We start from the raw sequence: 14,448 nt of genomic DNA, 5'->3' as shown, positions 1-14,448 counted from the left end.
GGGATGACACGGCGGGATCTTCTCAAAAGTGGCGCCTGTGCGGTAGCCGCTCTCGCCTTCTGGCGATTGGGCATGGAAGAGGTTGCCGCCGCTTATCCCTTTACCCTGACCGATGCTGAATGGCGCAAGCGCCTCAGCCCGCTTGCCTATAATGTGCTGCGCAAGCAGGCCACCGAACATCCCTTCACCAGTCCGTTGAACAAGGAACATCGCGCGGGCACCTTCAAATGCGGGGGTTGCGACCAGGCCCTGTTCAGTTCAAAGACACAATTCGACAGCGGCACAGGCTGGCCGAGCTTCTGGGCGCCCTTGCCCCGTGCCACGGGTACATCGCGAGACATGTCCTTGCTCTATCCAAGGATCGAGGTTCATTGCGCCCGATGCGGCGGCCACCTGGGCCATGTTTTCGATGATGGACCGCCGCCCACCGGGAAACGCTATTGCATGAACGGCGTGGCGCTCAGTTTTGCGGCGGCATGATCCTGTAGACACGCAAGGACGTCGTCCCCTGAAGCCTGACCGGCTTCAACCAGTCGGGATGTCCACCCTTGTCCAAAATCATTGCCAGGCTGCCCGGATGCTCCTGAGCATAATGTCTGAACTCATTTAGGCTGGGACAGGTCACTAGATAGTCTGGTCCCTTGCCACTATTCAAAGCCTTCAGAATAGCCTGCGCCTTAGCTGGCGGCGCGGTAAAGCCCTCGACCACCGCCGTGATCCCGGCCGCATTTCGGTGATGCGCCGTGCCGATGACGTCGTGGGGGGTGCGGATCAAAATGTCGGGACCTATATCCAGGGGCGCAAACAGCGTCGATCTGGGCAACTGCCGCAATGGGCTCAACGCCGCGGCAGTCCGGCATTCACCCGCAGGCGTGGGCGATTTCTCCTCTTTCTCTGCGCTCGCCGTCGCCGCGATCCAGAGCGCGCACAAGGCGGCCGGGGTGAGCAAGGCGACCGCCGAGGACGCGAACACCCTCGGGATCGTCGCGGTTTTCTGCTGCGCCCGCCGGAAGAGCCGTAACATCAACCAGGCGACCCCCGGCAACGCCAGTACATGGGCGACCGACATCGCCCGCATCACGAGCATGGCGACCAGCGTCGCCCCGGTCAGAAGCAGCGCCACAGCCAGCCAGCGATCGCGCGCCTTGGCCGTATCGGCAACTCGCGCCGCCATGATCGACCCGGCCAGTCCCGCGAGCGGAGGCAGCAGGATGAGCCCCATCATCGAACAGCCCTGTTCCCAGATCGGGCGGCCTTCCATGACATGCAAATACCAGAGTTTATAAGCGACGGGTCCCAGCGACTGGAAAGGATCGCCGGTCAGGCAAGACTTGCCAGTGATGATGAACAGCGCAGCGGCGGCCAATGCGCCCGTTCCTGCGGCGGCGAACCGTCCAGTCGCGGAAACGGGGGCGGCGATGCGGAAGACAATCGGCGTCACGATGGTGAAGGCGATCAATGGCCAGATATAGGCCGCCGAAAGGGCATCGCATTGTGCGTGCGCCAGCGGCGCCATGCCGCGCAGGACAGCCAGCAGCAGCAGCGCGGCACTGCCCAGAGTCAGCGCGTAGGCTACAAAACGGGGCGTCTCATCTCGATCTCGCCACTGCCGCAACGCCAATACAGCCCCGAATAGGGCGGCATAGGGCAGTCCTTCGCTCGAAATCTGTAGCCACACGGCCATGGCGGCGCCTGCGACCATGCCGCCGCGTGCAGGCCTTATATCCATGGCACCGGCAAGCGCGATCGTCGCCATCAGGATCTGCCAGCCATGGTGATCGATTCGCAGCGGCCCGAACTGCACAAGGATGGTCGGCGTCGTCAGCATAAGCACCGGCGCAAGTATCGCCGCCGGTTTGCCAGCAATGCGAACGCTGGCAACATGCAGCGCCCATGCCAACGCACCCAGCAACAGCAGTGGAACCGTCGAGCAGGCGATCACTTCGGCCAGGTGGCTGCCCAGCACCGGTCGCAGCAGCAGGATTATCGCCGCGATCGGCATATCGACGATCCGCGACCAATGCATGGGTCCGCCAAATGGCGGGTTCACCCGATGCTGACTGACATCCAGAAAGGCTTGGCCGCCGAGCCAGTCCCGCACCTGCTGAAGGCGCATTGCGTCGTCCGGATCACGAAAGCCCAAAACGTCTAGCTGGTCGAGGGCCAGCCACAACAGAATGATGGAACAGCAAATCCAGGCAAGGATGAGCCAGCGGGCACTAGGGGTGGTTGTCCCCCCAATGTCGCGGGTAAATCCCGTGCGGATCTTAGCGAGCGGCGAAGACGCCATATTTCCGGATCGCATATACAGATAGAAAGCTGGCGGGGATGGCGAACAGCTTCGCAAGCGCCGGGGTCATTCCGGCGGCTCCCAGAACACTGATAAGGCCGGATGTCACGGCGATGCCGACCACCGCGCTGACGGCAAAGCCCAGACGCTGCCGGTTCGTCGGGCCGACAGCCGAAGGAAAAACGAAACGAACGCTGATCAACCAGTGCAGCAGCAGGCCCGATGTATAGCCGATGGCCCCCGCTATCGTAGGCGGCACATCGAAGCGCAGCAATGCCAGGAACAGCAGCATGTCGCCGCAAAGCGCGCAAAGGCTGGCCAGCAAATAGCGGACTATGGTGAAGCGGACGGTGAGGGCGCTGCTCAGATGGCCAAGGTTCATCAATGCATGACTGCCGGTTTACGCGGCCTTCAGGCGGCCGGGCACCCGCCGCACGCTCCCCAGCGCCGCATTCTGCCCGATGGCTTCTTCGCCTTCCTCGCCAGCTTCATGATATTCGGCATCCTCGTTGACCGCCCAGATGTCGAACTGCCGCTCGCCAGCTTCGATGTTCCGCACCGTCAGCATGGCGGTCATCATCGCATGATCCTGATTATTATAGCGGTGCATGCCGTTACGGCCGACCAGATGCAGCGTCGGGTAGAGCTGCTCCAGTTCCGTCCGCATCTTCAGCACATTGGCGGCATAATCATCGTCATAGACGGGATAGGCCTTCTCCTGACGGACGACCGCTCCCCCGACCACATCGGCAGGATCGCACAGCCCCAGTATCGCCATTTCGCGCTTGGCGAGCTCGACCAGGGCATCGTCGTTCGATGACCAAAGGCCATCGCCCTCGAAGCAGAAATATTCAAGGCCGACGCAGGCGAGCGATGGATCTGGCACCATTTCCGGAGACCAGCTTCGGAAATTCTGGATGCGGCCGACCTGAACCTTCGAATCATGGATGTAGATCCAGTTGTCGGGAAACAGGTCCTCCGACTTGATCATCAGCGCCACGGTCAGGAAGTCGCGATATTTAAGCTCCATCGCATTGCCGAGCGTCGCGGGCAAAGGATGAATGCGGCCCGCCAGCTCACGCATCGGCGCGGAACTGATGACATGACGCGCCTTCAACAGCACCTCACCCTCGGGACCCTGAGCGACCATCTGCCACCGGCCGGTGCCTTGGTCGTGCGACAGCTGCTTGAGGCTGTGCGCCATCAGCACCTTGTTGCCGCCCTTGACGACGAAGTCCCGTGCGGCTTCCCACATCATGCCGGGGCCAAGGCGTGGATAGCGGAAGCTTTCCAGCAAGGTCTTGGTCGCCATGCCGTCATTGGGCCGCTTGTTGAGACCCAGCGAGCGCTTCAGCCCATCCTTCACCGCGCCCCAGAGCGACAGACCCTTGATCCGCTGCGCCGCCCAATCAGCCGACATCTCGTTGCAGGGCATGCCCCAGACCTTTTCGGTATAGGTCTTGAAGAAGATGGAGAACAGCTTGTGTCCGAACGCGTTCACCGTCCAATCCTGAAACGACCGGACATTGCGGTTCGGCAGCAGCCTCGCCTTCGCGAAACTCGCCATGCATAGCGTCGATCGCCACACGCCCAGGTTCCACAGCGCTTCGAAGGCGCGCAGCGGATAGCTGTAGAATTTGCCCTCATAATAGATGCGGCTCATCCGGGGGCGCTGGATGAAATCATTGGGCAGGATCTCGTTCCAGAGATCGACCACCTCTTTTGACTTGGAAAAGAAGCGGTGGCCGCCAATGTCGAAGCGGAATCCGTTCAGTTCAACAGTCCGGCTGATCCCGCCGACATAGCGGGGGTCCTTCTCGATAACGGTGACCGAATAGCCCTTCTTGGTGAGCAAATAGGCCGCAGTCAGGCCTGCCGGACCCGCGCCGATGATGGCGACATCCACATTCTGGTCGATTTCCGGCATGCAATGCCCCCCGATAGGCTAACTTCTATCATCGGAATTGGCGGAAATCATCTAAGGAATGGTTAATGATCAGGTAAGCATGGCGGGGCAGGTGAACCGCCCCGCCAGCCTGTCTTAGTGGCGGAAGTGCCGCATGCCGGTGAAGACCATGGCGAGGCCCGCTTCGTCCGCCGCCGCGATGACTTCCTCGTCACGGATCGATCCGCCCGGCTGGATCACTGCCGTCGCGCCAGCTTCGACCGCCGTCAGGAGGCCATCGGCGAAGGGGAAGAAGGCGTCGGAAGCCACCGCCGACCCGATGGTGCGGGCTTCGCTCCACCCTGCCTTATCAGCGGCATCCTTGGCCTTCCACGCCGCGATGCGCGCAGATTCGAGGCGGTTCATCTGCCCCGCGCCGATGCCAGCAGTGCTGTTGCCCTTGGCATAGACGATGGCGTTGGATTTCACATGCTTGGCGACGGTCCAGGCGAACAGGCAGTCATTCAGCTCCTGATCGGTGGGCGCGCGCTTGGTCACGACCTTCAACTGATCGCGCGTGATGCGGCCGTTGTCGCGGCTCTGCACCAGCATGCCACCGGCAATGCTCTTCATCATCAACCCGGTCCGCGCCGGGTCGGGCAGTTCGCCCGTCAGCAGCAGGCGGAGGTTCTTCTTCTTCGCAAAGATCGCCTTGGCTTCCTCATCGGCGTCGGGCGCGGCGACGACTTCGGTAAAGATGCCGCTGATCGCTTCGGCGGTCGGGCCGTCGAGCGGGCGGTTGACGGCGATGATACCGCCAAAGGCCGAGACGCTGTCGCAGGCGAGGGCGGCTTCATAGGCTTCGATCAGCGTATTGCCGGTGGCGACGCCGCAGGGATTGGCGTGCTTGACGATCACTACGGTCGGCGGGCCGTCACGGAACTCGCTGACCAGCTCCAGCGCGGCGTCGGCGTCATTGTAATTATTGTAGCTGAGCTCCTTGCCCTGAATCTGCTTCGCCTGGGCAATGCCATTGGCGGAAGGACCGACGGGCAGATAGAGCGCGGCCGACTGATGTGGGTTCTCACCATAGCGCAGCGTCGCGCCGAGCTTGCTCGATACGGCCAGTGTTTCGGGGAAATCGACGCCCTGATCGGCAAAGGCGAACCAGCTGGCGATCATCGAGTCATAGGCGGCGGTGGCGGCATAAGCCTTCGCCGCCAGCATCCGGCGGAAGTCATAGCTGGTCGCGCCGCCCTTTTCCGTCATCTCCGCGATCAGACGGGCATAGTCGGCCGGATCGGTGACAATGGCGACACTCTCATGGTTCTTCGCGGCGGAGCGAACCATCGAGGGGCCGCCAATATCGATATTCTCGATGATCTCCTCGCGCTCTGCCCCCTTCGCGACCGTGGCGGCGAAGGGGTAGAGGTTGACGACGACAAGATCGATGGCGCCGATTTCATGTTCCTGCATGGAGGCGACATGGTCGGGATTGTTGCGCACGGCGAGCAGGCCGCCATGAACCTTGGGGTGCAGCGTCTTGACGCGGCCGTCCATCATTTCCGGGAAGCCGGTGAGGTCCGAAATATCCTTCACGTCCAGCCCGGCATCGCGCAGAGCCTTGGCCGTGCCGCCGGTGGAGACCAGTTCAACGCCATGTTTGCCCAGCGCCTGACCCAGTTCGATGAGGCCGGACTTGTCCGACACGGAAAGGAGGGCGCGTTTGATGGTGACGTCTGACATGATGCTTCCTGCTGTTCGAAGTGCCGCTCAGGCTTGCCGCAGCCCTCTAGTCCTGCCGGACCGATGCGGCAAGCGATAGGATTTGGGGTAAGGGGCCTTAGCTCATCCGCTTGAAGAGCCAGCCGATGGTCGATCCGCCGGGCAGTGCTTCGGCGGTGATGACCAGCTGGCGGGTCTCATGGGGGCGGCCTTCCCCGTCCACCCAAAGGCTTTCCTCTATGGCGAGCTTCCCGGCATTGGCGCGGAACTGCCAGATAGGCCCCATCTCGATGCGCAACAACGCGCCCATGCCGTCCGCCGTGGCCGTCGGTTCGACTCCGGGCGCGAGGTGGAATCGTAGCTCAGCGGGCAGCTTCACCGGCCGACGGCGGCGCGCGGCAGGCGTCAGCATGTCTTCGCCCCGGATTTCGCGGCCATCGATGCTGACGAGCAGCAGGCGGCGATGGACATAGCCCATGCGCCGCACATAGCCGTCATGGCTGATCTCTATTCGGCTGCCGCTTTCCTGTTCTTGCCGGTGAAATTCGACTTCAGTGACGCCGCGTCCCAGCGTGCCGTCGGGGAGCAGGGCGGTGGAATTGCTATTGTTCAGCACCAGTGTGCTGTGCGCCGCCGTGGTGCGCAGGCCCTGTGCGAGGCCGCCGGGCATCCATGCGCCCTCAAGCGCCGCGCCGCCGCAATTGACGATCAGCCGCTGCGGCCCATCGCTGATCTCGATCGCGGTGGTGGAGGCGCATCCCGCCTCGGCCAGTCGGGCGACCGGCGGTGGCGCAGCATCGATCTGGACGATGGTCGTGCCCGCGACGAGCCGCTGATAGCCCCAGTCGCTCGCTTGTCGCAGCGGACGCGCACGCACGCGGCTCGCCCGGATCACGGCTTCTATGATGGCGGGGTCGATGGCGCCCGTGCCCTGCCAACTGCCAAGCCCGCCATCGCCATGGGTAAGGCTTAGCAGCGCGGGAACCATTCGCCCCTGCGCTTCGGCGAGGAAAGGCGGCACCTGTTCGCGGCGAACATCATAAACCGCCCGCACCATTGCCAGCAGCATGATGGCGTCCAATTGGTCACTGGGCGAGCGCGAGACAATGCCGCCATCGCCATGAACCGTGTTTTCGATCGCGCGCTTGAGACCCGCCTCACCGAAAATCTTGCGGGCAGCGCCGCCCGGCAGCAGCATCGAAGCCGCGACGATCCCGCCCCAGGCCACCAGACGCGGGAGGCCAAGCGGGGCCTTGTCCGCGCCGCGATCCAGATGCCGCGCCGTCCGCGCGATGCAGTTCAGCACCAGCGAGCGATAGACCAGATCGCTGGATGACAGGATGAGCGGCGCATGGGCCGACCAGAAGAGCAGCCGCCAACCGGCATTGTCCGCACGCCATGCCGGTTCGCTCGGCGTTTCGGCATGCACGTCCAGCCATTTGCGCAGCACGGCTTCTGCAATGGGCGCACCCTGTTCCCGCGTCGCCGCCGATGACAGGTCGCGCAGCCACGCAAAGCTGTGCAGATAATCGGCGAAAGCCGGGATGACGGTCAGGCGATCGAAATCCAGCGTGTTGACCGGCTGCTTCAGTCCGCGAAAAAGGAAATAGCCAGCGCGGATCGCCTGGCCAGCCTTCGCATCACCCGCAATCTCATCATCGGGCACCGCGAGCAGTTTGAGCGGATATTTCCCCTTCAGCCGCCGTCCGTGGATCGGCGTCTTCCAGCTCATCAGGTAAAAGCGGTTGGCGACCCGTTGGGCCAGCGACAGGCCCTTGTCATCCGCGACGCGGATGAGGCGCTTGCCCTGTTCGATTCCGTTTTCGGCTGGTTCTGATTCCGCCGTATCCGCAAGCGATGGGCTGGGGATGCGCCGCTTGTCGCTCACCCGCCCTTGAGCTTCCGGATATTGTCGGCATAGGCGGAAGGCCCGCCACGGAAGGTTGCGGTGCCAGCGACCAGCACGTCCGCGCCCGCTTCGATCGCGCGCGGGGCAGTGGTGAAATCGATGCCGCCATCGACCTGCAGGCGAATGTCACGCCCGCTCTTGTCGATCATCTTGCGGATCGCCTCAATCTTGCGCAGCTGATTTTCGATGAAGCTCTGCCCGCCAAAACCGGGATTGACGCTCATCACCAGGATCAGGTCGACATCATCGATCAGATAATCGAGCATCTTGGCCGGGGTGCCGGGATTCAGCACCACGCCCGCCTGCACGCCCAGCGATTTGATATACTGGATGGATCGGTGAATGTGCGGCCCGGCTTCCGGGTGGACGGTCAGGATATCGGCACCTGCCTGAGCGAAGGCGTCGAGATATTGGTCCACCGGAGAGATCATCAGGTGAACGTCGAACGGCTTCTTGCTGTGCGGGCGCAGGGCCTTCACCACGGCCGGGCCGATCGTGATGTTGGGTACGAAATGGCCGTCCATCACGTCGATATGGACCCAGTCGCAACCCGCCTCGTCAATCGCGCGGACCTCCTCGCCCAGGCGGGCGAAGTCGGCGGAGAGGATGGAGGGCGAGATAAGGATAGGGCTGGTCATCAACAGTCGGCTCTAGCCGCGCCTTGGGTCAAGGGCAACGGCGCAGTTCGACCTTATCCACAGGCTTTTTCGGCGCTCGTTGGCGCGGGATTCAGGGCAGGTTGAAAATAGTGGGATCAAGGCCGCGTGACGCCACCGATCCGCGCGGCAAAAACTGCTTCACGCCGTGGAGCGCGACGACATGCGCGCCCTCCAATATCGGGGCGGCGATGAGGCGCATGGTGCATTCGCCGCCGTCGAGCGGCCGTATATCGACGTCCACGGTGAAGCCGCGGCGATGGCGAATGGCATAGGCGCGTAGCTGCTCCATCGCCTCGCGAGAGTCGGGTTGGTAGAGTGATGTGGCGAGCGGGCGCTGAACCGTCATGCCCCGTTCCAGGCCAAACAGATCATAGACGCCGCCTGTCCAACACAGGCTGTCGTCGTCAAGATTGCAGTGCCATAGGCCAATGCCCCGCTCCGCCAGCGCCTGATCATCGCGCGCGGTATGATCGTCGAGCGACACCGAGGCGAGATGCTGGTGCAGGTCGTAGAGCGGCCAGCTATGGTTCAGGGCAAGGGGCTCGGTCGGGCGCAAGCGATGCCTTTCAGACGTTGCCAGATCTCAGTTCTTACAGGGTTGACCTTAATTCATTGTGGCGCGCGGGCAAGCCGGGCAACGAAAAATCCGTCCGTTCCGCCTTGGTCGGCCAGCGTCTCGGGCAGGGTGCGCAGCCAACCGTCCGGACGGGGGGGCAGGCCCTGCGGCAATTCGGCCACGTTCGCGCTCTGAATGCTGAAATCGGGATGGGCGTGAAGGAAGGTTTCCAACTGATCTTCGCCTTCCGCTCGTTCCAGGGAGCAAGTGGCGTAGATCAGGGTGCCACCGGGCCTTAGCCATTGGGCCGCGCGGCTCAGCAACTCCGTCTGTAACTCGGCAAGTTCGGCAATCTGGCGGCCCCCAATGCGATGCAGCACGTCGGGATGGCGGCGATAGATGCCGGTCGCGGTGCAGGGGGCATCGAGCAGGATGGCGTCGGCGGGGGTGGCGGGCTCCCACTGGCGCAGATCGGCTTGAACGATCGTGGCGGAAAGGCCGGTGCGCGACAGGTTTTCGCTCAGCCGTTCCAGCCGCTTCTTCGACTGGTCGATGGCCGTCACCTGCCACCCTGCGGCGGCGAGTTGCATCGTCTTGCCACCGGGCGCCGCGCAGAGGTCCAGCACCGTGCGGCCCTCGCTCTGGCCAAGAAGGCGCGCGGGGCAGGAGGCGGCGATGTCCTGCACCCACCATGCGCCTTCGGTGAAGCCGGGAAGCTCCGTCACCGGTCCGTGATCGGGCAGGCGGACATGGCCTGGCGCGAAACTTTCGCCGCCCAGCTTTGCGGCCCAGCTCGCGGTTTCTGCCGGGTCGCGCAGGGTGACATCGACAGGCGGGCGCACGGCATAGGCGCGCGCGGCGGCAGCGGGCATGTCACTGCCCCACTGGCTTTCCCAGCGCGCCACGACTTCGTCCGGCAATGTGGCTGGATCGGGGAGGGTGGGTGTGGCGCGCGTGACAGTGCCGAAGACGCCATGGACCAGCTTGCGCGGGCCGCCATCGACCAGCGGCAGCGCGGTCGCAATGGCGGCATGGGGCGCGGTGCCTAGCGCCAGCACCTGGATGAGGGCAATGCGCAGGACCATGCGCGCCTTGGCATCCGGGGGCAGCGGCTGGCGGGTAGCGCCGTCGATCAGCGCGTCGAGATCGGGCAGGTGGCGCAGTGTCTCGGCGGCGATGGCATGAACGAGCGCCCGGTCGGGAGCGGGCAGGCCCTGTGCTGCGCCATGCAGCGCCAACTCCAGCGGATCGCCCCGGCGCAGGATGGCGTCGAGCAGGCGCAAGGCGGCGCGGCGGGCGGGGAGGCCGGGAATATCTGTGGGTCGGGGGGCTAATGAGAGTTGGGCAGGGCGGCGGGGCATCAGCGGGCCCTACGCGTTTTCCCCTCTAGGGTCACCTTTAAAGAAAATGAGTGACGATAATGCCGACCAGCAGAAATAATCCTATCCAGCTGCCGATGCCGACCCATAGTGCTACCCAATCCGACCGGCGGGGGCTAGCGCGGACGCCTTTCGGCACTGTCCGCAATGAGGAAGGAATGCGCTTGGCGCCCAATGTCGTGACAAAGATGACGCGCCGCCCCACGCCATGAAAGAATCGCGCCGTGTGACGGGAGAAGATGTGCTCGACGGTCAGGTCGATCACCAGCCCACCCGCATGTCGGAATAGCGCACCCGCGACTTCGGCTGCGGCCTCGCCAATCACGTCTACCATTAGCGCCCGTTTGGATTGAGCGCGCTCGACCGGCGGCGCGGTGGAGCTGCGACAGGGTTGAGTGCCGATACGGGGATGGTGGAGGGTGCGGGCACGCCCATTTCCTCCAGCGCCGCGATGCGCTTTTCGGTCGCGGGGTGGGTGGAGAAGAGTTCGCTCACATGAACAGGGACGATGTAGAGCTGGGCGGCGGCGGGATTGCGCTCGGCCACATGGTTCGGGATCATCTCCGCCTTGCCGGAAATCTTGGCGAGCGCGGATGCGAGTGCGCGGGGATTGCCGCTGATCTGCGCTCCTGCGGCGTCAGCGCCATATTCGCGCGTGCGGCTGATCGCCATTTGCACGATCATCGCGGCGAAGGGCGCGACGATGACCGCCATCAGCGTGGCGAGGATGTTGCCATGTCCATTCTCTTCATTGCCGCCACGGAAGAACAGCCCGAAATTGGCGAGCATCGAAATGGCGCCCGCGATCGTCGCGACCATGGTCATGATCAGCGTGTCGCGATTCTGCACATGGGCGAGTTCATGCGCCATCACGCCCGCCACTTCCTCACGGGTCAGCATAGACAGCAGGCCCGTCGTCGCGGCGACGGCGGCATGTTCGGGATTGCGGCCCGTGGCAAAGGCGTTGGGATGCGGCTGGTCGATCAGGTAGACGCGCGGCATGGGAAGACCCGCCCGCTGGGCAAGATCGCGCACCAGCCCATAATATTCGGGCGCGCTCTGCGCATCCACCTCCCGCGCATTGTGCATCGACAGCACAATCTTGTCGGCGTTCCAGAAGGTGAACAGGTTCATGCCCGCCGCAACCAGCAGCGCAATCATCGCGCCGCCGCTGCCGCCCAGCGTATAGCCCAGCGCCATGAACAGCGCCGTCATTGCCGACAACAGCATCACCGTCTTGAAACCGCTCACTTGTCTTCCACTCCTTTGCAGCCCAGATAGCGGGGCATGCATGAATATGGGGTTGCCGGTGCGGCGCCACAATCGAAAGGCTTTTGGACATGGGAACATATAACGGCAAGCGTCCCGCGCATGTGAAGCCGCCCGCTCATCTGTCGAAGAGCCCGCCGGTGCCTGCGCCCGACCCGATCGACCACCCCTCGCGCCACGAGGAAGAATTGAGCCCCGTCCGCTACGGCGACTGGGAACGCAAGGGAATCGCTATCGATTTTTGAATGTCAGCAATTGCCCCTCGATCGGTTCATCGCTGATTATGCACGTCTTCCGCTGGCCTGTGCCCTCGCTGCGAGCGGCGCGGTGCGTTCCTCTAGCCTTTGCTACCCGCTTCCGTGCAGGATTCAGCGGGGCAAAGGAAGAAAACAGAGCCGGGGTGGGTCGTGAATCATATAGCCGAGATAAAGGTGAGGGCGGTGTCTGAATATGCGCCGGAAGATGCGGCGCTGCTTTGTGCCGTGGGTCGTCTGGTCTGTGCCTGGACGATGCTGGAACAGAGTCTGGAGGCGAAAATTGCCATGATGCGGGAAGCGATGGGTGACGTACGAACCGTCGGCACCCGGATGCGCCCCGGCATGGCGAAACTGATGACCGAGCTTCGGACGATGGTGGCGATGCGCGACAAGCGCAACGCCAGCGCGCTCAAGGAGATTTCGGATATCGAGCGACACATGCAGAGGATCGATCGCTTCCGATCGCTCATCATTGGCGGCTTTCAGCAGCCCGCGCCCGGTGGTTTTACGTGCCGCGACGCGCGGAACAATCACACGCATGTCTCGCTTGATCACCTCGATGCGGAGATATCTTCGCTCGAAACGGTGGCACAGCGCCTGCTGGCCGTCTGACCGGGCGAGGTAATCCTCCCGCTATGCTTGACCTTTGACACGTGGAGGGCGAAGCCTGTCCGCGCGTCTAGCGAGAATGGAGTACCATGCCCTACAAGCCTATCCGCAAAGCCGTGTTTCCTGTCGCAGGCCTCGGCACGCGCTTCCTGCCTGCCACCAAATCGGTGCCCAAGGAACTGCTGCCGGTCGTTGACCGTCCGCTGATCCAATATGCTGTCGATGAGGCGCGCGAGGCGGGCATCGAACAGATGATCTTCGTGACTGGGCGCGGCAAAGGCGCGATCGAGGATTATTTCGACATCGCTTATGAAAGCGAAGCCACCCAGCGTGAGCGCGGCAAGGACCTGTCAGCCCTGGACGGCACGCGCCTTGCGCCCGGCAACGCCGTCTTCTTGCGTCAGCAGGAGCCGCTGGGCCTGGGCCATGCAGTCTGGTGCGCGCGCGACATCGTCGGGGACGAACCCTTCGCTATCCTGTTGCCCGACGAATTCATGAAGGGCGCGCCGGGGCGAGGCTGCCTCAAGCAGATGGTCGATGCTTATAATCAGGTCGGCGGCAATCTGGTCTGCGCGCTTGAAGTGCCGATGGCCGATACGCCGAGCTATGGCGTGATCGATCCGGGCCAGCGCGATGGTGCGCTGACCGAGGTCAAGGGGCTGGTGGAAAAACCTGCGCCCGGCACCGCGCCCTCCAACCTTATTCTGCCGGGCCGCTACATCCTGCAACCTGAGGTCATGAAGATTCTCGCGACCCAGGAAAAGGGCGCGGGCGGCGAGATCCAGCTGACGGACGCCATGGCATCGATGATCGGGCAGCAGCCCTTCCATGGCGTGACCTTCGACGGCCGCCGCTTCGACTGCGGCTCAAAGGCCGGCTATATTGAAGCGAACTTGGCGCTGGCTTTGGAACGCGAAGATCTGGGCGAGCATATCCGCAAGTTCGCGCTGGCGGAATTGGGCGCAACGACGATCGCTGCTGCTGCTTGAGAGTATTTCACTAAGAGAGTTGGTCCGGTGCTGCCGGGCCACTTTTTTTGTTTGGTACGGAGGGAGCCGTTCCTACCGCAGACCTCTCTATCATCTCCCCTCCCGCAAGCGGGAGGGGTCGGGGGTGGGCCAGCGCAACATCAGCCTCGTTTTAGGAGGGGTTATCGCGAGAGCTTGCCAAGCTCGCGCCCACCCCTAACCTCTCCTGCTTGCGGGAGGAGAATGTCTCCGGGCCGACCCTCCAAATATCCATCATCGACATGAAAAAGGCGGCCCCTCACAGAGCCGCCTTCTTATCGTTTCAGCGCGAAGCCTCAGAACGGCACTTCATCATCCAGATCATTGTCGAAATTCGGCCCGCCAGCGCCGCCCCGGGCACCACCTGACGAGCGCCCACCGCTGCCGCCGCCAAAGCCGCCACCGCCGCTGCCACCGCCGAAATCGTCATAATCGCCGCCAAAGCCGCCCGAGCTGGCGCCCCAATCACTGCCGCCGCCCTGCGAGCGACCACCGCCCTGGCCACCACCAGGCGCGCCGTCGAGCATGGTCAGCACCGCGCCCGGCCCCTGCAAAACCACTTCGGTGGTGTAGCGGTCGTTACCCGACTGATCCTGCCACTTACGCGTGCGCAGCTGGCCCTCGACATAGACCTTCGATCCCTTGCGCAGGAACCGCTCGGCGACGCCCGCCAGACCTTCGGAAAAGATCGAGACGCTATGCCATTCGGTGCGCTCCTTGCGCTCGCCGGAATTGCGGTCCTTCCAGCTTTCGGAAGTGGCGATGCGAAGATTGCACACCTTGCCGCCATTCTGGAAGCTCTTCACTTCGGGGTCAGCGCCCAGATTGCCTACCAGAATGACCTTGTTGACCGAACCCGCCATATTTCCTCCGATACTTTGGAGGTTCTTATAGTCGGCTGGC

General features: G+C 63.3%; 15 protein-coding genes. 4 read left to right on the top strand and 11 right to left on the bottom strand.

The window, feature by feature from the left end:
• Nucleotides 1-3 precede the first annotated feature (3 nt).
• Nucleotides 4-480, top strand: coding sequence for a peptide-methionine (R)-S-oxide reductase MsrB (gene msrB / locus ACZ5ZH_RS10605; RefSeq protein WP_464771481.1), 477 nt, complete (start codon nt 4-6; stop codon nt 478-480).
• Here the strand turns inward: msrB and ACZ5ZH_RS10600 are convergent.
• The 10 genes from ACZ5ZH_RS10600 to htpX all read right to left on the bottom strand — a co-directional run bounded on the left by ACZ5ZH_RS10600 (nt 461) and on the right by htpX (nt 11,696).
• Nucleotides 461-2,290: a hypothetical protein gene (locus tag ACZ5ZH_RS10600; RefSeq protein ID WP_464775180.1), complete on the bottom strand. Its 1,830-nt coding sequence runs from the start codon at nt 2,288-2,290 to the stop codon at nt 461-463. The genes msrB and ACZ5ZH_RS10600 overlap by 20 nt on opposite strands.
• Nucleotides 2,268-2,672 carry a GtrA family protein gene (locus ACZ5ZH_RS10595; protein ID WP_464771479.1) on the bottom strand — a complete coding sequence of 135 codons (405 nt, stop codon included), beginning with the start codon at nt 2,670-2,672 and terminating at the stop codon, nt 2,268-2,270. The genes ACZ5ZH_RS10600 and ACZ5ZH_RS10595 overlap by 23 nt, the downstream gene beginning before the upstream one ends.
• 18 nt (nt 2,673-2,690) lie before the next feature.
• Nucleotides 2,691-4,217, bottom strand: coding sequence for an NAD(P)/FAD-dependent oxidoreductase (locus ACZ5ZH_RS10590; RefSeq protein WP_464771478.1), 1,527 nt, complete (start codon nt 4,215-4,217; stop codon nt 2,691-2,693).
• 114 nt (nt 4,218-4,331) lie between these two features.
• Nucleotides 4,332-5,921 carry a bifunctional phosphoribosylaminoimidazolecarboxamide formyltransferase/IMP cyclohydrolase gene (gene purH / locus ACZ5ZH_RS10585; protein ID WP_464771477.1) on the bottom strand — a complete coding sequence of 530 codons (1,590 nt, stop codon included), beginning with the start codon at nt 5,919-5,921 and terminating at the stop codon, nt 4,332-4,334.
• 97 nt (nt 5,922-6,018) lie between these two features.
• On the bottom strand, nt 6,019-7,788 hold the full coding sequence (locus tag ACZ5ZH_RS10580) for a heparinase II/III family protein (protein ID WP_464771476.1): 1,770 nt from the start codon (nt 7,786-7,788) through the stop codon (nt 6,019-6,021).
• Nucleotides 7,785-8,447, bottom strand: coding sequence for a ribulose-phosphate 3-epimerase (gene rpe / locus ACZ5ZH_RS10575; RefSeq protein ID WP_464771475.1), 663 nt, complete (start codon nt 8,445-8,447; stop codon nt 7,785-7,787). The genes ACZ5ZH_RS10580 and rpe overlap by 4 nt, the downstream gene beginning before the upstream one ends.
• 91 nt (nt 8,448-8,538) lie before the next feature.
• A complete protein-coding gene (locus ACZ5ZH_RS10570; protein WP_449474413.1) occupies nt 8,539-9,024 on the bottom strand; it encodes a diguanylate cyclase in 486 nt (161 codons plus the stop codon).
• Nucleotides 9,025-9,077: 53 nt separating this feature from the next.
• On the bottom strand, nt 9,078-10,385 hold the full coding sequence (locus ACZ5ZH_RS10565; protein WP_464771474.1) for an RsmB/NOP family class I SAM-dependent RNA methyltransferase: 1,308 nt from the start codon (nt 10,383-10,385) through the stop codon (nt 9,078-9,080).
• Nucleotides 10,386-10,422: 37 nt separating this feature from the next.
• The gene (locus ACZ5ZH_RS10560; protein ID WP_460986957.1) at nt 10,423-10,737 is read right to left on the bottom strand and encodes a hypothetical protein; all 315 of its coding nucleotides are present in this window, start codon (nt 10,735-10,737) and stop codon (nt 10,423-10,425) included.
• Nucleotides 10,737-11,696 carry a zinc metalloprotease HtpX gene (gene htpX, locus ACZ5ZH_RS10555; RefSeq protein WP_464772637.1) on the bottom strand — a complete coding sequence of 320 codons (960 nt, stop codon included), beginning with the start codon at nt 11,694-11,696 and terminating at the stop codon, nt 10,737-10,739. The genes ACZ5ZH_RS10560 and htpX overlap by 1 nt, the downstream gene beginning before the upstream one ends.
• A gap of 47 nt (nt 11,697-11,743) precedes the next feature.
• Here htpX and ACZ5ZH_RS10550 point away from each other — a divergent pair, with 47 nt between their 5' ends.
• From ACZ5ZH_RS10550 to ACZ5ZH_RS10540, 3 genes are all read left to right on the top strand, one after another.
• A complete protein-coding gene (locus ACZ5ZH_RS10550) occupies nt 11,744-11,917 on the top strand; it encodes a DUF1674 domain-containing protein (RefSeq protein WP_196224799.1) in 174 nt (57 codons plus the stop codon).
• Between the two features lie 195 nt (nt 11,918-12,112).
• The gene (locus tag ACZ5ZH_RS10545; protein WP_196224798.1) at nt 12,113-12,541 is read left to right on the top strand and encodes a hypothetical protein; all 429 of its coding nucleotides are present in this window, start codon (nt 12,113-12,115) and stop codon (nt 12,539-12,541) included.
• A gap of 86 nt (nt 12,542-12,627) precedes the next feature.
• Nucleotides 12,628-13,527 carry a UTP--glucose-1-phosphate uridylyltransferase gene (locus tag ACZ5ZH_RS10540; RefSeq protein ID WP_449474409.1) on the top strand — a complete coding sequence of 300 codons (900 nt, stop codon included), beginning with the start codon at nt 12,628-12,630 and terminating at the stop codon, nt 13,525-13,527.
• Nucleotides 13,528-13,841: 314 nt separating this feature from the next.
• Here ACZ5ZH_RS10540 and ssb read toward each other — a convergent pair whose 3' ends face one another.
• A complete protein-coding gene (ssb, locus tag ACZ5ZH_RS10535) occupies nt 13,842-14,408 on the bottom strand; it encodes a single-stranded DNA-binding protein (protein ID WP_464771473.1) in 567 nt (188 codons plus the stop codon).
• Nucleotides 14,409-14,448: the final 40 nt, after the last annotated feature.

The organism is Sphingobium sp. TomMM7A (genome assembly GCF_055397305.1).
The sequence above is the reverse complement of the archived record's forward strand: the minus strand, read 5'-3'. Positions and strand labels throughout refer to the sequence as shown.

Excerpts from the sequence above, each read along its gene's own strand:
- msrB (WP_464771481.1), top strand. The coding sequence starts at position 4 with ATGACACGGCGGGATCTTCTCAAAAGTGGCGCCTGTGCGGTAGCCGCT.
- ACZ5ZH_RS10600 (WP_464775180.1), bottom strand. The coding sequence starts at position 2,290 with ATGGCGTCTTCGCCGCTCGCTAAGATCCGCACGGGATTTACCCGCGAC.
- ACZ5ZH_RS10595 (WP_464771479.1), bottom strand. The coding sequence starts at position 2,672 with ATGAACCTTGGCCATCTGAGCAGCGCCCTCACCGTCCGCTTCACCATA.
- ACZ5ZH_RS10590 (WP_464771478.1), bottom strand. The coding sequence starts at position 4,217 with ATGCCGGAAATCGACCAGAATGTGGATGTCGCCATCATCGGCGCGGGT.
- purH (WP_464771477.1), bottom strand. The coding sequence starts at position 5,921 with ATGTCAGACGTCACCATCAAACGCGCCCTCCTTTCCGTGTCGGACAAG.
- rpe (WP_464771475.1), bottom strand. The coding sequence starts at position 8,447 with ATGACCAGCCCTATCCTTATCTCGCCCTCCATCCTCTCCGCCGACTTC.
- ACZ5ZH_RS10565 (WP_464771474.1), bottom strand. The coding sequence starts at position 10,385 with ATGCCCCGCCGCCCTGCCCAACTCTCATTAGCCCCCCGACCCACAGAT.
- ACZ5ZH_RS10560 (WP_460986957.1), bottom strand. The coding sequence starts at position 10,737 with ATGGTAGACGTGATTGGCGAGGCCGCAGCCGAAGTCGCGGGTGCGCTA.
- htpX (WP_464772637.1), bottom strand. The coding sequence starts at position 11,696 with ATGCATGCCCCGCTATCTGGGCTGCAAAGGAGTGGAAGACAAGTGAGC.
- ACZ5ZH_RS10550 (WP_196224799.1), top strand. The coding sequence starts at position 11,744 with ATGGGAACATATAACGGCAAGCGTCCCGCGCATGTGAAGCCGCCCGCT.
- ACZ5ZH_RS10540 (WP_449474409.1), top strand. The coding sequence starts at position 12,628 with ATGCCCTACAAGCCTATCCGCAAAGCCGTGTTTCCTGTCGCAGGCCTC.
- ssb (WP_464771473.1), bottom strand. The coding sequence starts at position 14,408 with ATGGCGGGTTCGGTCAACAAGGTCATTCTGGTAGGCAATCTGGGCGCT.